The 18,351-nt window shown below is 52.4% G+C and carries 16 protein-coding genes and 1 other annotated feature; of the genes, 9 read left to right on the top strand and 7 right to left on the bottom strand.

Going from position 1 to position 18,351, the window contains the following annotated elements; translation table 11 throughout:
• Position 1 precedes the first annotated feature (1 nt).
• The 6 genes from MKY59_RS19145 to MKY59_RS19120 form a co-directional block, all read right to left on the bottom strand.
• Complete coding sequence (locus MKY59_RS19145) at positions 2–679, bottom strand: 2-hydroxy-3-keto-5-methylthiopentenyl-1-phosphate phosphatase (protein WP_339273191.1); 678 nt, start codon at positions 677–679, stop codon at positions 2–4.
• Positions 676–1,899, bottom strand: a complete 1,224-nt coding sequence (locus MKY59_RS19140) for a 2,3-diketo-5-methylthiopentyl-1-phosphate enolase (RefSeq protein WP_339273189.1) — start codon at positions 1,897–1,899, stop codon at positions 676–678. The genes MKY59_RS19145 and MKY59_RS19140 overlap by 4 nt, the downstream gene beginning before the upstream one ends.
• Positions 1,896–2,756, bottom strand: coding sequence for a pyrroline-5-carboxylate reductase (gene proC, locus MKY59_RS19135; RefSeq protein ID WP_236419689.1), 861 nt, complete (start codon positions 2,754–2,756; stop codon positions 1,896–1,898). Before proC ends, MKY59_RS19140 begins: the two co-directional genes overlap by 4 nt.
• 37 nt (positions 2,757–2,793) lie before the next feature.
• Positions 2,794–4,041, bottom strand: a complete 1,248-nt coding sequence (locus tag MKY59_RS19130; protein ID WP_339273186.1) for a glutamate-5-semialdehyde dehydrogenase — start codon at positions 4,039–4,041, stop codon at positions 2,794–2,796.
• A 258-nt stretch (positions 4,042–4,299) separates the two neighbouring features.
• Positions 4,300–5,403 carry a glutamate 5-kinase gene (gene proB, locus MKY59_RS19125; RefSeq protein WP_236419685.1) on the bottom strand — a complete coding sequence of 368 codons (1,104 nt, stop codon included), beginning with the start codon at positions 5,401–5,403 and terminating at the stop codon, positions 4,300–4,302.
• A gap of 100 nt (positions 5,404–5,503) precedes the next feature.
• Positions 5,504–5,716, bottom strand: a binding site (T-box leader).
• A gap of 109 nt (positions 5,717–5,825) precedes the next feature.
• Complete coding sequence (locus MKY59_RS19120; protein WP_339273184.1) at positions 5,826–7,034, bottom strand: pyridoxal phosphate-dependent aminotransferase; 1,209 nt, start codon at positions 7,032–7,034, stop codon at positions 5,826–5,828.
• A 250-nt stretch (positions 7,035–7,284) separates the two neighbouring features.
• Here MKY59_RS19120 and MKY59_RS19115 point away from each other — a divergent pair, with 250 nt between their 5' ends.
• The 6 genes from MKY59_RS19115 to MKY59_RS19090 all read left to right on the top strand — a co-directional run bounded on the left by MKY59_RS19115 (position 7,285) and on the right by MKY59_RS19090 (position 12,798).
• Complete coding sequence (locus MKY59_RS19115) at positions 7,285–8,307, top strand: ABC transporter substrate-binding protein (protein ID WP_339273182.1); 1,023 nt, start codon at positions 7,285–7,287, stop codon at positions 8,305–8,307.
• 222 nt (positions 8,308–8,529) lie between these two features.
• Positions 8,530–10,161: an AraC family transcriptional regulator gene (locus tag MKY59_RS19110; protein ID WP_339273180.1), complete on the top strand. Its 1,632-nt coding sequence runs from the start codon at positions 8,530–8,532 to the stop codon at positions 10,159–10,161.
• A 110-nt stretch (positions 10,162–10,271) separates the two neighbouring features.
• Positions 10,272–11,090, top strand: a complete 819-nt coding sequence (locus MKY59_RS19105) for a carbon-nitrogen family hydrolase (protein ID WP_236419676.1) — start codon at positions 10,272–10,274, stop codon at positions 11,088–11,090.
• A gap of 59 nt (positions 11,091–11,149) precedes the next feature.
• Positions 11,150–11,374: a hypothetical protein gene (locus tag MKY59_RS19100; RefSeq protein WP_339273178.1), complete on the top strand. Its 225-nt coding sequence runs from the start codon at positions 11,150–11,152 to the stop codon at positions 11,372–11,374.
• Between the two features lie 234 nt (positions 11,375–11,608).
• Positions 11,609–11,926, top strand: a complete 318-nt coding sequence (locus MKY59_RS19095) for a transposase (protein ID WP_339272616.1) — start codon at positions 11,609–11,611, stop codon at positions 11,924–11,926.
• Positions 11,875–12,798: an IS3 family transposase gene (locus tag MKY59_RS19090; RefSeq protein ID WP_339278439.1), complete on the top strand. Its 924-nt coding sequence runs from the start codon at positions 11,875–11,877 to the stop codon at positions 12,796–12,798. The genes MKY59_RS19095 and MKY59_RS19090 overlap by 52 nt, the downstream gene beginning before the upstream one ends.
• Positions 12,799–13,075: 277 nt before the next feature.
• Here the strand turns inward: MKY59_RS19090 and MKY59_RS19085 are convergent, their stop codons facing one another.
• A complete protein-coding gene (locus tag MKY59_RS19085) occupies positions 13,076–13,993 on the bottom strand; it encodes a LysR family transcriptional regulator (protein WP_236419672.1) in 918 nt (305 codons plus the stop codon).
• A gap of 440 nt (positions 13,994–14,433) precedes the next feature.
• On the opposite strand from MKY59_RS19085, the gene leuC reads away from it, so the two are divergent.
• The 3 genes from leuC (at position 14,434) to MKY59_RS19070 (ending at position 18,102) form a co-directional block, all read left to right on the top strand.
• Positions 14,434–15,855, top strand: a complete 1,422-nt coding sequence (gene leuC / locus MKY59_RS19080; protein WP_236420093.1) for a 3-isopropylmalate dehydratase large subunit — start codon at positions 14,434–14,436, stop codon at positions 15,853–15,855.
• 29 nt (positions 15,856–15,884) lie between these two features.
• Positions 15,885–16,487 (top strand): 3-isopropylmalate dehydratase small subunit, encoded by a 603-nt coding sequence (gene leuD / locus MKY59_RS19075; RefSeq protein ID WP_236419670.1) that lies wholly within the window; start codon positions 15,885–15,887, stop codon positions 16,485–16,487.
• A gap of 211 nt (positions 16,488–16,698) precedes the next feature.
• A complete protein-coding gene (locus tag MKY59_RS19070; RefSeq protein ID WP_339273173.1) occupies positions 16,699–18,102 on the top strand; it encodes an N-acetylmuramoyl-L-alanine amidase family protein in 1,404 nt (467 codons plus the stop codon).
• Positions 18,103–18,351: the final 249 nt, after the last annotated feature.

Raw genomic sequence — 18,351 nt, 5'->3', positions numbered from 1 at the left:
TTTACAGCACTCCTTGTGTTTGCTTCTGTTTCATGTCTTCCATAATATCGTGGAACGTGGTGAACGGGACATGATCGACCCCAAGTTCGATGCACTTGTCCGTCAAAATGGAGCGGGAGTAGACCAGATCGGCGATTTTGGCGCCTTCGAAGTCGGTCAGGCTGTCCCCGATCAGAATGCGGTTATATTGGTCGGCTGCATAGGAGCGAATGACGGTCGTTTTGCACATGCCGCAACCATTTTCGCATGGAGGCTGACAGGGATGCGGCCATTCGATCCGGATGCGATCGCCCGAGAAATCCGCGCCGTTGCAGTATACATGATCCTGCGGAATATCAAATGGCGCAAGCAGAGGTTCAATGAAAAAATCCATGCCGCCGCTCGTTACGTTAAATTCGATGCCTTCATTGCGCACGTATGCCAGAAAGTCGCCGAACCCTTCACGAATGCCCGCTTGTCCAAGCACGAATTCGACGATTTCGTCTTTTTGCGAAGATGGCAGCAGGGCAAACATGGCACCTACGCCCTCACGCAGCGAAATTCGTTGCTCGACCGTATCTTTCATGATCGGTGCGATGCCTTCGGGGTTAAAATGTTTCATGATGGCGACGATATTGTCCGAAAGGGTGATCGTGCCATCAAAATCGCAAAAAATCACCGTTTTTTTGTCGCTTCTCATCGGCCTGCACCCCACAAATCAAGTGCGGTCTTCAATTCGGGATGCTCTGCGGCGTATTCGGTCAACGGGATGGAACGTCCTGCAGCCTCGATGGCCTGCAAAAAGGCTCGTCCTCCCGCTTCCGTGCCCATCGGGTGACCATGGATGCCGCCTCCGGCGTTGACGATGACGTCGGTCCCGAAGTCGTTCAGGATGAGTGGAACCAGTCCCGGATGGATCCCGGCGGAAGGCACAGGCATGCTGGCGCGCACGGGCAATTCCGGGCTGAGCAGCTGTTCGGTAATGGCCATGTTTTCCTCTTTGGGCATCGTTACGGAGCCATAAGGGGATGGGAATAATACCAAGTCCGCTCCGGCCAGGCGCATCAGTTGCCCAAGCAGCACGGAAGCAGAAATGCCATAATGCGGCGAAGGATACACTGCCCCGGCCAGAGCCGGATGGGCCATGATCGGTACGTTAATGTCCGGATCGCTGCTCAGCTCATGCAGCACGTCATAGCCGTAAGAGAGAACGTTAAAAAGCAATGCGTTTGCGCCGGCATGAATAGCCCGCTCGGCTTGCTGCTTCAGCCTGAACGTCGGTCCAGTCAAATTGGCGGCATAGAGCAGCTTTTTGCCGGTTTCCCGGCTCGCCTGCTCGGCAGCCTTCATACAGACCTCGACTCTTTTCTCGATTGGCGTGAGCGGATTTTCGAACAAAATTTCGTCGTCCTTGATCAGATCGACGCCGCCGAGTGCTTGACGCAGAAACTGCTCGCGCAGTTCATCCGCGTTCAGTCCGATGACGGATTTGAAAATGCTCATCAAGAGCGGACGGTCATGCACGCCAAGCAGGTCACGCACGCCGTTTAATCCGAATTTTGGGCCCGGAAATGCCCGCAGGAAGTTGTCGGAGAACCCGAGACGCGTCAGCTTGATACGTCCATCCATCGAGATTTTGCCAAAGACTGTGACGAGCAAAGCCGGGATATCCCGGCTGAAATTGACGTCGGGGTACCCGATCGTGATGTCGGCATAACGCTCGCCAGGCGCCATGCCTTCGGCTTCATGAACGTGTACCTGAAGTACTTCGCCAAGATGTTTTTGCATTTCCTCGCGTTTGGCTTGAGGCAGCTCGGTCCAGCTTCCGACGGTCATGCCAACCGCGATCGATTCCGCTTTTTTGCGAAAATCGGCACGATCATCATGCAGACGATACGTGGCCGTACACATGTTACTCATTTCAAATCCCCTTCCAAAGCAGCCCCCATCTCCCGTGAGCGCTCTGCGCAGCGGTTCACGGCTGCAATTACGTTTTCGAAAAAGTCGCCTTCATCCAGCGTTTTGAGCGCGGCTTGCGTCGCTCCGCCAGGAGAGGTCACGTCGCTGCGAAGCTTCATCGGTTCCATGCCGGTTTGCTGCACCATGCGGGCTGCGCCGAGCACGGTCTGAACGGTCAGGTCATGCGATTGCTGACTGGACAGTCCTCCGCGAATGCCCGCGGCGATCATGGCTTCCATCAAATAGTATACATAAGCCGGGCCGCTTCCGGAAATGCCGGTAAGGACCTCAAGTTTTTCTTCCGGAACAATCGTTACGATGCCTACGGCTTCAAACATGGTCATGACCGTGCTGCGCTGATCGTCCGTAATCTCCGCCGAGAACGCAATGCCGGTAGCCCCGAGCCCAATGGTGCTGGACGTGTTCGGCATGGTCCGGGCAATGGGTTGCTTCCGTCCAAGGATGCTTTGCATGGTGCGGATGGACAATCCGGCAATCACGGAAACAATCAGCTGATCCGGCTTCAGGATCGGGCCTAATTCACGCAAAGCCGCTGCTGCATCCTTCGGTTTCATGGCAAGCACGATGACAGGAGAATCCGCAAGGATATCCAAAGACTCCGATGCCGTTCCCGTATGCACCGCGTATTTGGCGCTTAGTTCTTCCTGGCGCTTTTTGTTGCTGCGGTTGAGCATCGTAATGTCTCTAGGCCGAACGACCAGGCGGGAAGTCAGTCCCCGGACGATGGCTTCCGCCATCGCGCCCGCGCCATGGAAAGTAATCTTTTGTTGCAGCAGTGTTTGTTGTTCTTGACTCATGGTTTATCGTTCCTCCTAGTCAGCTATCAGCTGTGTATTATTGCCGAATTTGGCCGTTTCCGGTAATGCGGTATTTCGTGGATGTCAGGGCAGGCAGGCCCATTGGACCGCGTGCGTGAAGTTTCTGGGTGCTGATGCCGATCTCGGCGCCATATCCGAATTCGAAACCATCCGTAAAGCGCGTGGACGCATTGTGGTACACGGCGGCAGCATCCACGTCTTGCAGAAACCGGGCCGCATGATCCGCGTTTTCGGTCACGATGCATTCGGAGTGCTTGGTGCCGTACTTCGCGATGTGACGAAGCGCTTCATCCAGGCTGTCCACGACACGAATATTCAAAATGTAATCATTATACTCGGTAGCGTAGTCCTCTTCCGTCGCTTCAAGTGCATCGGGCACCAGGCGGCGTACCGTTTCGCATCCTTTCATCGTTACGCTGGCTTCACGGAATTGTTCAGCCATTGCATTCAGATGCTGTTCGGCATAAGCGGAATGCAGCAGCAGGGTTTCCATGGAATTGCAGACAGACGGACGCTGCGCTTTCGCGTTCAAGGCGATCTCTGCAGCCATTTCAGGATTTGCCGTTTCATCGACATAGGTGTGACAGATGCCAGCACCGGTTTCGATGACGGGCACGGTGGCGTTGTTGACCACGTTGCGGATCAGGGAAGCTCCCCCGCGAGGGATGATGCAATCCAGCAGGCCGTTCAGCTTCAGCATTTCATCCACCGATGCGCGATCCGCATCTTCGACAAGCTGCAGCGCGTCCGGCGGCAGATCGGTCGCCGCCAGCGCCTTCGTCAGCACCTCAACGATTCGGCGGTTGGACGAAAGGGCGGAGGAGCCGCCGCGCAGCAGCACGGCATTCCCCGTTTTCAAGCACAATCCCGCCGCATCGACGGTCACGTTTGGACGAGCTTCGTAGATGATGCCGATCAGGCCGATCGGTACACGCAGCTTCTCGATGTGAAGGCCGTTTGGACGGGTGAACGATTCGAGGATTTCGCCGACAGGGTCAGGCAGGCCGGCAATCTGGCGCAGGCCATCCGCGATGCCTTCGATGCGGCTTTTGTTCAGGGCAAGCCGGTCAAGCATGGATTCAGGCGTGCCTTGTTGTTTGCCGCGCTCCAGATCCTCCGCGTTTGCGGCAATGATGGAATCGGATTCGGCGATCAATGCGTCGGCCATGGCAAGCAGGGCCGTATTTTTTTGTTCCGTGGTCAGACGGTTGAGCTGCGTCAAGGCCGCTTGGGCTTTCGTTGCTTTTTCTCTTACTTCACTCATGATCAGTTCCCCCTTAATAGTAGTTCAATATAAGTTGCACCAATGATTTTTACACGGGACCGCTACGTAGTCAGAACCATCTTCCGATCGCTGTTATCTCCGGAATTTTTGGATCCCCTTTTTCATGGGGAAATCCGGTGATAAGCCTATGCTTCCGCTGCAGCTTTCTTTCAGAAAGCTTTTTAGAACGCTTCGCTTCTCCAGATTCTTTCTGCCCACTCCGTTATCGTATAAATGGTTGGTTCAACTGGATCTCATTTATTTTAATGTAATCCACTCGTCCCGATGAATCACTTCGAGGCGATGGATGCTGTTCAGCCGTTGGATCACTTCGCCGCTCGGCAGGCCGGCAATGAGGCGAAGCTGATCGTCGTCGTAGTTGACGATGCCCCGGCCGAGCAGCGTATCGTCAGGGCCGACGACCTCGACGACGTCTCCGGCATGGAACGAACCGAGCACACGCTTCACGCCGACCGGCAGCAGGCTATGGCCGCCATGCACCAGCGCTTCTTCGGCGCCTGCATCGACGACGACGGTGCCCAGAGGGGTGGACATGAAGCCGAGCCATTGCTTTTTGCGGGAGAGAGCCCCGAGTCGTGTTTCGAAATACGTTCCTTTACCCGTCCCGTTTACCGCATCCTGCATGTCGCCGGGTTCTTTGACGCTGCCTACGAAGACGGGAACGCCTCCGCGCGTGGCCACTTTGGCTGCATCCACCTTCGAACGCATGCCGCCTGTGCCGACGGATGATCCGGAGCCGCCTGCATATGCATAAATTTCCTCGGTAATCTCGCTGATGCGGTCATAGCGATAGGCGTTCGGATCTTTGCGCGGGTCAGCCGTGTAGAGGCCATTGGTGTCCGTAATGATCACAAGATGCTGTGCTTTAACGAGATTGGCCACGAGTGCGGACAACAGGTCATTGTCGCCGAATTTGAGCTCGTCCACGGAGACGGTGTCATTTTCGTTAAAAATGGGCAAAACCCGCTGTTTGAGCAGCTCTTCCACGGTCATGCCCGCATTGCCCATTCGTTTGCGGCTGTGGAAGTCGGTACGGGTCAGCAAAATTTGCGCCGGGGTGACGCGGTGCGCCGCCAAAGCCTGCTGGTATGCCTGCATGAGCAGCGCCTGTCCGACAGCGGCGGCAGCCTGCTTCTCATGCAGAAGCTTCGGGCGCTGGGCATAGCCGATTTCGCGGAATCCGGCAGCGACCGCCCCGGAAGTCACCAGCAGCACTTCATGGCCTTGTTCCATAAGGGCGGCAATCTCTCGGGCAAAGAACGCGATGGCATCGCGGTTTAGTCCACCTTCATCCGATGTAAGGGAACTGCTGCCGATTTTAACGACAATACGTGAGGACATGCTTTCACTTCCTTAGACTGAATTGAATGCGTTGATTCCAGGCGATGGGCCCGGAACGAACACGCTGATATAACAAAAAAACTCCCGTCCCTTTGAATTTCAAAAGGACGAAAGTTATCTTCCGCGGTACCACCTTTGTTGATGATGTTCCCATCATCCGGCTCGAGCCTTGTAACAGAAGGCACTGTCCTGCTTTCACAGGCCGTTCGGGGGTAGGATTCCAAAAGAAACCGCGGCAAATTTTTTCAGCCCGGCGAAATTTGCTCTCTGGGCGCGGTTTGTTCTTTTGTACTGGTCCCGTCATTACGTTTCATTTCATATGGATAAATGACCATTATCACAGTCATCACGATAAAGCAGACGTTTTTAATAACATACCACGGAAAGTTGGCAGATGCAAAGGGTACCGAGGCCTGTTTTGCTTATCGGAACAGGCCCAGTCTGCCGATTCGCTCAGCCGCTTCGCATAACCGTGCTTCATCGCTGAGCAGTCCTGCCCGGACATAACCTTCGCCATGCTCGCCGAATCCGATGCCTGGGGCGACGGCGACTTTGGCTTCCTTCAACAACAGGTCCGCGAAGGAGGCGGAGGTGAACCCTTCCGGAACAGGCAGCCAGGAGAAGAAGGAACCTCCGGGTTCGGACGCATGCCATCCGATGGAAGCGAGGGCATCGAAAAACGCGTTGCGCCGGGATTCATATCTGGCCACCAGATCGGTTACGCATTGCTGCGAGGAAGTCAGTGCCGCCGCAGCCGCTGCCTGAATGCCGCCAAACAGGCTGACGTAAATGTGATCCTGGAGCAGGTTGATTCTGGAGATGATCTCCGCATTGCCAAGCGCAAATCCGACCCGCCAACCGGCCATGTTGTACGTTTTGGACAACGTATAAAATTCGATACCGACTTCCTTGGCTCCGGGAGCCTGAAGGAAACTCACAGGTCGATGGCCATCGAACCCGATGGCACCATATGCGAAATCGCTGGCAACAACGATTTGATTCTCCCTTGCAAACTTGACCGTATCTTCGTAAAAGGAGAGCGGTGCCGTTGCCGAAGTCGGGTTGTTCGGATAGTTCAGGTACATGAGTTTGGCCTGCACGCGGTCCTCGGGAGAAATGGCCTCGTAATCGGGCAGGAATGCATTGGACTCCAGCAGCGGCATGAAGGACATGCGGGCTTTGGCCAGCGCAACGCCAGACCAGTAATCCGGATAACCCGGGTCAGGGACCAGGCAGACGTCGCCGGGATTCAGCAAAATTTGCGGCAGTTGAACAAGCCCGGTTTTGCCTCCGAACAAAATGGCAACTTCCGTTTCGGGGTCCAGATCCACCTTGTAATCTTCCTTATAACGCTGCGCGATGGCTTCCTTGAGGAAGGCGTAGCCGCTGAAAGGGGAGTATTTGTGATAAAGCGGATTCTCCGCGGATTGCTGCAACGTTTTGACGATATGGGAAGGGGTTGGCGTATCCGGATTGCCTTGTCCCAGGTTGATCACGTCATGCCCGCCGGCGATTTCCCGGTTTACGTTTTGCACAAGGGCAGCGAAAAATTGCGTCGGCAGCTGTCCCATGATATCGGCTGTAGGAATCGGAAAGGCAGAACGGCCTTGTATTTGCTCTTTTTGGCTCATGGTCAACATCACTCCGGTTCTTAGAATGGATCGTATCCCTTAATTTATCACGCCAATCCCGAGCTGTATAGAGGGGATAATGTATCATCTTTCTTTTCCGTACAGCATCGAAGCGGATTTGCACAAAATTCAAAGCTCAGCATTCAGGTTTGTCCATTGCTTTCGAGAATGCCATTATTTTATGATGATTTACGATAATGATAATCAATATCAATTTGATTGAAGCGCATATTTATGGGGGGAAAGAAAAATGAAACAACAAGGCTTTCGCGCACTGAGCGCAGCACTGATGATCGCGGCGTTATCCGCGCTGCTGGTTGCTTGCGGCAATCCGTCTTCCAATGGTTCAGGCGAAGGAGAAACAACGGCGGCCGCGTCGAACGAGTCTCAGGCAACAACCGAAGCAGCCGGAAAAGAAGAGACTACTGCAGAAGCGGAAAACACAAGCGAGACCAGAATTTTTAAAGATTGGAGCGGTCATGAGGTAGAGGTTCCGACCCATCCGCAGCGTGTCATTTACCATGGCGAAGTTACGGGGGATCTGTTGGTCCTTGGCGTTGTTCCTGTAGGTATCCTCAAAAATGAAGGGACCGTGTTCGACGATCAAGTGGCTGAAGCGGAGGACGTCGGCTTTCCAATCAGCGTTGAAAAGTCGCTTGAGCTGAATCCCGACCTGATCATTTTCTCTAATGACGACGCAGCGCAGTATGACCGCATTTCAAAAGTTGCCCCGACCGTGACGTTTAATTCCTTCTGGCCGTTAGAGGAGAGAATTCGCTTTTTGGGCGATCTGTTGAACAAAAAGCAAGAGGCAGAGACCTGGCTGGCTGCCCATGCCAAAGCGACAGAGGACATGTGGAAGCAGCTGCGCGAGCACGGGCTTAACGAAGACGAAACCGCGTCGGTATTCACGATGTATCCGGGGAACCGATTGTTCGTGATGGCCGGTGCCGGATTGCCACAGCTGCTTTACGGAGAGGGCGGCATGAAACCGACTCCCGAGATTCAGAAGGTGTTGGACGAAGGGCTTGGTTTTATCGAGATTTCGCAGGAAAAATTGCCGGAAATCGCCGGAGACCGCATTTTCATTCTTAATGCCGTGGGCCAGGAAGCGCAGCAATCGACGGAAGATTTGACCAAGAGCGAGGTATGGAACAACCTGCCCGCTGTGAAGGAGGGAAAGGTGTATCGCTTCGATATCGTCAAAGCATCGAGCGATGCCACTTCCAGAGAGTGGCTCTTAAAGGAGCTGCCGAAACAGATGCTTCAATAACAGACGTGTTAATCTGTATTGGAATAGAGGGCCTTCAACGTATTTTGTTGGACGGCTCTTTTTCATTTCGAAACATGCGAATTTTACGCAGTCCTTCAGGTTCCTCTTCATGTATAGCTGTGTGAGCATATATGCTGGAATAATGACGGGTGCTGACGTATAATCAGAAGAAATAAATGGTTGATAACAATTCTCACTAGAAGAGTCATGAGGTGAACGGCAATGCAAAAAATGAATGCAAACGGCGCTCCTTTATTTTTCGCGGCATTCCTGTTTCGATATCGTCATATCGAACGGTGCATCGAGCAATCCGGTCAAGTCATGCTTGAAGTGAGCTGTGACCGTCACACCCTCCTGTTCTGCGAGCAGGGAGAAGGCCGCATATATATTGGCCGAGAGTCTCATCCGTTTGTTTCAGGAAAAATCTATCCCTTGGCTCCGGGAGAAAACTATCAGCTGGAGCATGATCGCCCGAATGCCTTGAAATATATAGTGCTCCATTATGATGCTGTACATATGGTAACCGGTGATCCCGAACTGTACACACGTCCTCTTTTTGAAATGAGGGATCGGCTGAACGGATTTTCGCCGGCCCAGATCAGCGGCATGCTTGATTTGCTGCATTCGGGTCGACAGTATCGGACGGATGCGGAATATAGCCGGCTGAACGTGCAATTTCATAAATTGATGGAACTGATCGTGACCCGGTACACGTTGCCCAAAACGGAACAAAGCCCGGAAGCCCGGGTACAAGGCACGATTCAATACGTGGACGAGCACTATGCGCAGGATATCAGCGTTCAAAAATTGGCCAGGCTTGCCAATCTGCGCCCCGCACAATTTACGGCATTGTTCAGGCAAATTACGGGCCGCAAGCCCCTTGAATACGTAAATTACGTACGCATTGAACAGGCCAAGGAATGGCTGGCGTTGTCCGATGAACCGCTGCGGGATATTGCAAGCCGGGTAGGTTTTCGGGATGAATATTATTTCAGCAGACGTTTCCGTAAGCACACCGGTTTGGCCCCCCGCCAATATGACAAATCCCTTCAACGGCAAACGCTTGTTCAGGATTGGGCAGGGCATGAATTGAACATTCCCCGGACCCCCGAGCGCATATTGTTTTACGGAGAGTCGGCAGGGGACCTGCTTGCGCTCGGCATTCCCGTCCTTGACCACGCATCGCACGACGCTTTGACGCCCCTCGATTTGGAGTGGACCGTACAGAAGCAGCCGGATTTGATTTTGTTCGACAGCAGCAACGAGCAGCTGTACCAGCGTCTTTCCCGCATTGCGCCTACGCTGATGTACAACTCCCATGCGGATTTGGAAGAACGTATGTGCAGAGTGGGCAGCTGGTTTGGCATGGGAGCGGAAGCAGAGGCGTGGCTGGGCGCTTACCATCGGAGATCGGAGGAGATGTGGGACAGCGTGCAGCCATGGATTCGGCCTGGGGAAACGGCATCGGTGCTGGTGCATCACCGGGGAGCTCGTTTGTTCGTCATGGGCAACATCGGACTGGCCCCGTTTCTGTATCATCCAAAAGGATTTATTCCGGTGAGCAAGGTGCAGGATGCCTTGTCCGCAGGCCGGGCATATAAGGAAATCTCAACGGATTCGGTTAGCCAGTATGCCGGCGACCGCATCTTTGTCATGATGCCTGAGAGCGATACAGCGCGAATGGCGACGGAGCATTTGTTTGAAAGCGATGAATGGAAGGCGCTGCATGCGGTGAAAAGCGGGCAAGTATACAAACTGGAGGAGCGTGTTTGGAATATGGGAGATGCGCTGACGAGCTGCAGGCTGCAGACCCTGCTGCCGGAGCTGCTGAACGGATTGGACGTGTCGGTCTAATCGCCCTGTTTGGCGCTTGACGCGATGACCAGGCTTGTTCAAAAGGATGTTGCAGGCATTCCGGGAATCAAGCTATGATTACAAGTATTATGGTCGGAGGGGTGCTTGACATGACAGAACAACAACAGGCAGAAATGCGAGTGGCTTTGATTCAAGGCAATATCCAACTGGGGAACCCGGAAGCGAATCATGAACATATGCAAAGACGGCTCGAACAAGCGGTAGAGCAGTATCCGGATTTGGAGCTGGCCGTGCTGCCCGAGATGTGGAATACGGGCTACGCCCTGGAGCAAATTCATGAACTGGCCGATCCGGAAGGAGAAAAGTCGAGAGCGTGGTTGTCGGCATTTGCGAAAAAACACCGCATTTCGATCGTGGGCGGCTCCATTGCCGAGAAACGGGGCGACCACATCTACAACGCGATGTATGCCTATAACAAAGAAGGGCAGGAGGTCCTTCGATATGACAAGCTGCATCTGTTTCGCCTGATGGATGAAGAAAAATATTTGCAGCCTGGCGCCGAACCGGAGCTGTTTGAATTGGAAGAGGGGCTGACGGCCGGTGCGTCCATCTGTTACGACATTCGTTTTCCCGAATTGGCCCGGACTCTTGCGCTGAATGGAGCAAAAGCATTGATTGTGCCTGCCGAGTGGCCTCATCCGAGATTGCATCACTGGCGCACGCTGCTGACTGCCCGCGCGATCGAGAACCAAATGTACGTGATTGCGTGCAACCGGGTAGGCAATGCAGGGGATACGTCCTTTTTCGGGCATTCCCTCATTATCGACCCTTGGGGCGAAATTGTGGCCGAAGGCGGGGAAGAGGAAGAGATCGTGACCGGATTGATCCGGCCTTCGCTGGTGGATGAAGTGCGTGGGCGCATTCCTGTGTTCGAGGACCGCAGACCGGAAAAGTACTTTGGCAACTAAGAGTTCGAAACTTTGAAGACCAATCAGGTTAAAGCTTTGGGAGGATACCCAAATGTCCAATGTGCGATCACAAACCAAAGAAATTTTGCATCAAGCGTGCCATGACATGCGGGCTTGGACACAAAGAGATTGTGGGGCTGCTGCTTGAACGGGAGGTAGATTTTACCCAACCTGTCAGATTCAAAGGCAAGATGAGGTCATACGATGGAAGCCCGCTGGATCGGGCAGTTGAAGCGGGAAATGACGAGATTGTCCGTATGATTCGGCAAGCCAACGGTGCATGAGAAAAGCAACTGAGGTCGAAGATTGAAGAGAAGTGGGCGGAGCTAATGTGCCGGGTCACCGCAACCCGGCACATTAGCTCCTTTTTGATGCGGCGCTAACGAACCCCAGCCACCTTATATGGTGGATTTCATGCTCCTTGACGGCTAACGAACTTTATGCAGCTAGAATAAAAAGTGGACACATCGTTAAGGAACAGAAATAATAGACCTAACGAAAGAAGAGGTGTCCACGGCATGGGAGAACAACGGCAACGTTACAATGAAGAATTTAAGAAACAAACGGTAAAGTACATTCAGGAGCAAACAAAGACGTTATCCGATGTAGCGGAAGATTTAAATATTCCTAAAAGTACGCTGAGTCAATGGATGACCAAGTATCGGCAGTTCGATCAGGAAAGCGTCAATCATCCCGAAAAGATCCGAAATCTCGAACAAACACTACGGGCCAATGAAGCAGAACAACGCCGGAAAGACCGTGAAATTGAAGATCTCAAAGAAGAATTGGCTATTCTAAAAAAGGCGCTGCACATCTTCAGCAAGGAAAAGAACTGAGGTTCCAATTCATCGAAGAGTATCGCTCCGACTTTCGAGTGGAGAAGATGTGCAAGGTCTTGCAAGTGTCTCGGAGTGGCTACTACAAATGGCGTTTGGCTGCACCATCCAACCGAGATCAGCGGAGGAAACGCCTTACGAATCGAATTTTGTGGCACTATCATGACTCGGATTCGAGGTATGGTAGTCCTCGTATTCGCAATGAACTTTTAAAAGAAGGTTGGGTCGTATCGGAGCGTACGGTCGGCTTCATCATGCGCGAAAACGGACTTCGTTCCTGTGTTTCGCTTAAGTTTAAAGTGTGTACAACGGATTCCAGACATACGTTTCCGATAGCTTCCAATGAGCTTCAGCAAGACTTCTCAGCTTCAAAACCGGCCGAAAAATGGGTTGCAGACATTACCTACATTCCATGTCGTCAGGGGAGGCTGTATTTAGCCAGCATTTTGGACCTGTATACCAAGCAAATCGTAGGTTGGAAATTGAGCGACCGCATGACCACTGATCTCGTCATGGATGCGCTAAACCAGGCCTATGCTGCGAAAATGCCAGCAAAAGGACTCATCCACCACTCTGACCGTGGGGCACAATATGCTTCCAAAGAGTATCGAAGCAAGCTGGAGCAGTATGGTATGAAAGCGAGTATGAGCAGGCCTGGAAACTGCTATGACAATGCTTGTATTGAAGCCTTTCACAGCGCATTGAAGCGAGAACTGATCTATCGCATCCCTAGATTTAAAACGAAGGCAGAAGCCTATGAAGCACTATATCGCTACTTGGAATTCTTTTATAATCGCAAACGCTCACACAGTGCACTGGGTTACCTGTCTCCTTTGGAATTCGAGCAACAGTATTACCAAAAAACCTCATAAACGAGAGTGTCCACTTTATTGACAGAAGAGCACTAGCCACCTTATTTGGCGCAAAAGCAGCGGTGAGAGGGATGTTTTGCTTAAATAACGTGTGCTGAGTTCGTTAGCATTCTATATCCACGAAATTAGACTTCATAAGGTGTCTCAGGTTCCTTACAGCTTCAGGAACATGTTGACGATACGCCTTTCAGTCGCTGTAGTGCCTCATTTGTTGCAAAATGGGCTGTAGTGCAGGGTAAATTCATTCGTTTGATGTTTGTATACTTCTTCACTTTTGTTACTCCTCCGATAACCCGGATACCGTGTCTTTGAACGTTTGGATAAACGCTTCCGCCGCCTTGGATAACACCCTGCCTTGGCGATAGGCAACCACGAGCGTGCGGCTGGGCACAGGTTCTGCGAGCGGAACGTAAACGGGCACGAATTCGCTCCGCGGGGCCCGTGCAATGAAACGCGGCACCAGGGTGATTCCCATGCCTGTGGCCACAAGGGATTGCACGGTTTCGATGTTGTTGCTTTCGAACACGACCTGTGGATCGAACCCAGCCTTTTCGCAAAGGTCAAAGGTCAATTTGCGGAATCCCTGTCCTTTTTTGAGTACGATAAAGGACTCATCGCGAAGCTCTTCCATCGTGACGGGAACCGGATGCTCGGGATCGGCGCGCTTCGCCAACGGGTGATGAGGCGGAACGGCCAAATCGATGCGCTCTTCCCCGATCGCTACGTAAGACAGACTTGGTTCCTGGAGCGGCAGCGAGAGTAGGCTGAGATCGGCTTTGCCGCTCGCCGTCAGCTTTTCCAGCGCGCCGCCCGCATCCTCCAGCAGGGTGACTTCAATGTCGGGGTAAGCCTGTTTATATGCCGGAAGCACGTGAGGAAGCAGATGTGAGCCCGTGATCGGCATGCTGCCGACGACAACCTTGCCTTTGCGCAGCTGGGAGATGTCGGACATCTCCTGGCGGAGCAGCTCCACGGCATCGACGATTTTTTGCGCCTGCTCCACAAAAGTAACCCCTGCATGGGTCAATTCCACTGTGCTGGTATTGCGCTGAAAAAGCAGCACACCAAGCTCCTTCTCCAGCTTGGACAACTGCTGGCTGAGGGATGGCTGCGCAATGTGCAGCTTCTCGGCGGCCCGGGAGAAATTGCGTTCGGCGGCGATCTGCAACGTATATTGAAGCTGTCTTAATTCCATCGTTCTTGTCATTCCTTTCGTTATGCCTACATTATAATCATTCCCCGCGAAGAAATCACTTGTCGGGATAAAACGCTCGCAGCTGCCCCGGCCGGGAACGGATTACGGAGCGCAGTCCCTTCAACATCTTTGGGGAAAATACGCAAAGGCCTGCCCCATAACGTTTATTTACACGATCAAATGTCTGGAAAAGCATTGACACACAAGCACCGACAGCGTACTATGTAATTATGATAATGATAATTGTTATCAATAAAACCGCTGCAGCTTGCAATGGTTTATTTGCGTTTCATCCTGTATAGGTAAAACCTATCGCATCTATAGTTTTTATATCTTGGAACAATGAAGAGACGAGTGATATATTTATGTCATTCAAGAGCCGAGCCAATTGAAGACGTCGAAGCTCTTCCAAGGACCGAACTTATGATGGGGTGAAAATGATGAGTAAAAAAACGATGTTTGAGAAAATCTGGGAAAACCACGTAATTCATCAGGAAGAAAACAAACCAAGCATTCTGTACATCGATCTGCATCTTGTACACGAAGTGACTTCGCCGCAGGCGTTTGAAGGTCTGCGCCTGAGCGGCCGCAAAGTCCGTCGCCCTGAGCTGACGTTTGCGACTATGGACCACAACGTACCGACGAAAGACCGTTACAACATTACAGATCCGATTTCCAAACAGCAAATCGATACCCTCTCCCAAAACTGCCGTGACTTTGGCGTGAAGCTGTATGACCTGGACACGCTTGATCAAGGGGTCGTGCACGTTATGGGTCCAGAGCTCGGCTTGACGCATCCGGGCAAAACGATCGTTTGCGGCGACAGCCATACTTCGACGCACGGAGCATTCGGTGCGCTGGCATTTGGGATCGGTACGAGCGAAGTGGAACACGTCATGGCCACGCAATGTTTGCAGCAGGCGAAAGCCAAAACGATGGAAGTGCGCTTCGTCGGCAAGCGCAACCCTGGCGTAACGGCCAAAGATATGATCCTTGCGGTCATCGCCAAATACGGCACGGACTTTGCGACAGGATATGTCATCGAATATACAGGCGAAGCGATTCGCGAACTGAGTATGGAAGAGCGCATGACGGTCTGCAACATGTCCATCGAAGGTGGAGCAAGAGCCGGCATGATCGCGCCGGATGAAACGACATTCGAATACCTGCGCGGACGCGAGTATGTGCCGCAAGGCGAGAAATTCGAAGAAGCCGTCGCATCTTGGAAACAGCTCGTAACCGATGAAGGCGCTGAATTTGACCGCGTCGTTGAAATCGACGTGGAAGCATTGATTCCGCAAGTTACATGGGGCACTAGCCCGGGCATGGGGACGGACATTTCTTCCCGAGTTCCCGTACCGGCTGAACTGCCGACCGAAAACGAACGCAAAGCAGCTGAAAAAGCGCTTGAATATATGGGACTTGAGCCGGGAACGGCCATCACTGACATCGAGATTGACTACGTATTTATCGGTTCCTGCACGAATGGACGGATCGAGGACCTGCGTGCGGCTGCGAAAGTGGCTAAAGGGCACAAAGTATCCAGCGGCGTTACAGCGATTGTGGTGCCGGGATCGGGCCGAGTTAAATTGCAAGCCGAGAAGGAAGGTCTCGATAAAGTATTTATCGAAGCAGGATTTGAATGGCGCGAAGCGGGATGCAGCATGTGTTTGGCGATGAATCCGGATGTACTGCAACCGGGCCAGCGTTGTGCGTCGACATCCAACCGGAACTTCGAAGGACGTCAGGGACGCGGCGGACGTACTCATCTGGTTTCCCCGGCGATGGCGGCAGCCGCAGCGGTCAAAGGCCGTTTCGTCGATGTGCGTGACTGGAATTTCAAAACGGAAGCAGTTATCTAAGAGCAGGGAACGAAGGGAGAACGGAAGATATGGAAGCATTCAAAACATTGCAAGGCATCGTGGCACCGGTTGACCGCGTAAACGTGGATACGGACGCAATCATTCCGAAACAGTTTTTGAAACGGATCGAGCGCACCGGATTTGGACAGTTTTTGTTCTACGAATGGCGCTTTGACGAAGAGGGAAACAACAATCCTTCTTTTGAATTGAACAAACCCCGTTATGAAGGGGCATCCATTCTCATTTCGCGCGCCAACTTCGGCTGCGGATCTTCTCGTGAGCATGCACCATGGGCGATCATGGATTATGGATTCCGCTGCGTCATTGCACCAACGTTTGCGGACATTTTCTACAATAACTGTTTCAAAAACGGCATTCTGCCGATCAAGCTGTCGGAAGAGCAGGTCGAGGACCTGTTCCAGCGTACCGCAGCGCATGAAGGTTATCAGCTGAACGTGGATCTGGAAAACAAAACGATTACGGATGCGCACGGCCTGCACATCGATTTCGATTTGGATGAACATCGCCGCCAGTTCCTGCTGCAAGGCTTGGACGACATTGGCCTGACGCTTCAGCATGATGATGCCATCACGGCTTACGAACAACGTCATGCCGCCAAACTTTTTGGCTAAACCAATGCTTTCCTCAAACTAAACCGTCGGACTGGACGGGGACATTCGTCTCTGCTTCAGTCGGCGGTTTTTCTTTTTCGATGCAGTCATTATGCCGTCGAAATATGACAACGTTGTAACCGGATTGCAGGACATTATCTGATAAACTGGTTAGTAGATTATGGAAAGATACATACGGACGTTCAAAAGAAAACAGATTGGTGGAGGATTTATGAAGAAATGGTCGACAGCTGTCTTTGCTTTGTTATTCCTCTGTTTGTTGCCTGTAGCTGCACATGCTGCTAACGTCACACCTTCCATTATCATTGATGGCGTCAGAGTGGAGCAAGCTGGAGCACCAGCCGAAAACATCGGCAAAACGGTGATGGTTCCCATTCGCATCGTGTCTGAAAATCTCGGTTATCAGGTGAAATGGGAGAAAGCCACCCAAACGGTATGGGTTGAAAAAAACAACAGCCATATCGAAATGAGCGCAGGCAAGACCTCGGCCACCGTGAATGGTACCGTAGTCAATCTGGATGCTCCTCCTTTGATCAGACAAGGCACGACACTGGTCCCCCTTCGTTTTATCGGTGAGGGCATGGGGCTTCACGTTGGCTGGGATAATGGTACCAAAACCGTCAGTTTGGAAAGCGTCCCGCCTGTTATCGAGAAGGACGAGCAGGAGGAGCCGAGTGAAGCACCGATTGCACAAACGGCATTACTGCAAAGCATCAGTTATGACAAGGATCGTTTGATCGTGGCTGTAGACGGCAGCATCGCTCCGAAGATATCGAGTCTGTCCGAACCGGATCGAATTATGGTTGACCTGCCCGAAACGGCGTTCTCGTCTTCGTTTATCGAAGCACAAGCCGGATCGCCGGATGGCAGCGGCCGGATTGCCGTAAATGACTCCGGCATGGTATCCCAAATCCGTTATGCGTTGTTCAGCAGTTCGCCTTCAACGGTGCGTGTCGTGTTTGACCTGAAGCAGCCTGCGACAGCCAAATGGTCGCTCGGAGATAACAATGTACTGCTGGTAGATTTGACTGGAGGCCTTGGAGAATCGACAGCGGAACCTTCCACACCGGGGAAGGAAGGAAAGCAGGTCGTCGTGATCGATCCGGGACATGGCGGAAGACAACCGGGCGCGGAGAGCGTGACCGGAGCGCACGAGAAGGATTTCAATCTTGCGGTGGCGCTTAAAGTGCAGGCTTTGCTTCAACAGTACGATACCATTCAGACCGTGGTGACGCGTCAGGACGATACGGAGCTATCGCTTCAGCAGCGCGTTGACATCGCTGAGCTGAATCAGGCGGTGCTATTTGTATCCATTCATGGAAACAAGTTTACGACTCCCGTCCCGAATGGCATTGAAACGTTGTACACCCGCAAGGAAAGCAAGGCATTGGCTGATGTATTGCACAAACACGTAATGCAGGCCACAGGACTTAAGGACCGGGGGATTAAGACGGCAAGCCTTCATGTCACGCGGGAAACAACGATGCCCGCTGTACTGCTCGAGCTTGGGTTTTTGAGCAATCCCGCGGATGAAGCCGTTATGCTTACAGAGGAGTACCAGAATAAATGCGCGCAAGCCATCGTGGATGGAATCGTAGAATATTTGGGCAATTAGCTGGTAATTGTTTCTTGTGTAGGATTTAAGAACGCTCGTTGTTTCAAGATGTTTGATGGATAAAACTGGGCGAAGTTTGACATGAAAATGTAGAAAAAGCTTGATTTGACAGCGTTTATTCTCAGATATGTTGGAATATATTCGCAACTTTTGGTGGAAGCGGACGTCTAATGAGGTGTCCGGTAATGCCTAGTTGACCTGGCGGATCAAGGTCATCTTAACATGCGGCAATAAAATGTGAGAATGGTA

Source organism: Paenibacillus sp. FSL W8-0426 (genome assembly GCF_037969725.1).
In the GTDB taxonomy this organism is placed as follows: Bacteria; Bacillota; Bacilli; order Paenibacillales; family Paenibacillaceae; genus Paenibacillus; species Paenibacillus hubeiensis.
Note: the sequence above shows the minus strand (reverse complement) of the source record. Positions and strands in the feature narration are given on the sequence as shown.

Excerpts from the sequence above, each read along its gene's own strand:
- MKY59_RS19145 (WP_339273191.1), bottom strand. The coding sequence starts at position 679 with ATGAGAAGCGACAAAAAAACGGTGATTTTTTGCGATTTTGATGGCACG.
- MKY59_RS19140 (WP_339273189.1), bottom strand. The coding sequence starts at position 1,899 with ATGAGTAACATGTGTACGGCCACGTATCGTCTGCATGATGATCGTGCC.
- proC (WP_236419689.1), bottom strand. The coding sequence starts at position 2,756 with ATGAGTCAAGAACAACAAACACTGCTGCAACAAAAGATTACTTTCCAT.
- MKY59_RS19130 (WP_339273186.1), bottom strand. The coding sequence starts at position 4,041 with ATGAGTGAAGTAAGAGAAAAAGCAACGAAAGCCCAAGCGGCCTTGACG.
- proB (WP_236419685.1), bottom strand. The coding sequence starts at position 5,403 with ATGTCCTCACGTATTGTCGTTAAAATCGGCAGCAGTTCCCTTACATCG.
- MKY59_RS19120 (WP_339273184.1), bottom strand. The coding sequence starts at position 7,034 with ATGAGCCAAAAAGAGCAAATACAAGGCCGTTCTGCCTTTCCGATTCCT.
- MKY59_RS19115 (WP_339273182.1), top strand. The coding sequence starts at position 7,285 with ATGAAACAACAAGGCTTTCGCGCACTGAGCGCAGCACTGATGATCGCG.
- MKY59_RS19110 (WP_339273180.1), top strand. The coding sequence starts at position 8,530 with ATGCAAAAAATGAATGCAAACGGCGCTCCTTTATTTTTCGCGGCATTC.
- MKY59_RS19105 (WP_236419676.1), top strand. The coding sequence starts at position 10,272 with ATGACAGAACAACAACAGGCAGAAATGCGAGTGGCTTTGATTCAAGGC.
- MKY59_RS19100 (WP_339273178.1), top strand. The coding sequence starts at position 11,150 with ATGTGCGATCACAAACCAAAGAAATTTTGCATCAAGCGTGCCATGACA.
- MKY59_RS19095 (WP_339272616.1), top strand. The coding sequence starts at position 11,609 with ATGGGAGAACAACGGCAACGTTACAATGAAGAATTTAAGAAACAAACG.
- MKY59_RS19085 (WP_236419672.1), bottom strand. The coding sequence starts at position 13,993 with ATGGAATTAAGACAGCTTCAATATACGTTGCAGATCGCCGCCGAACGC.
- leuC (WP_236420093.1), top strand. The coding sequence starts at position 14,434 with ATGAGTAAAAAAACGATGTTTGAGAAAATCTGGGAAAACCACGTAATT.
- leuD (WP_236419670.1), top strand. The coding sequence starts at position 15,885 with ATGGAAGCATTCAAAACATTGCAAGGCATCGTGGCACCGGTTGACCGC.
- MKY59_RS19070 (WP_339273173.1), top strand. The coding sequence starts at position 16,699 with ATGAAGAAATGGTCGACAGCTGTCTTTGCTTTGTTATTCCTCTGTTTG.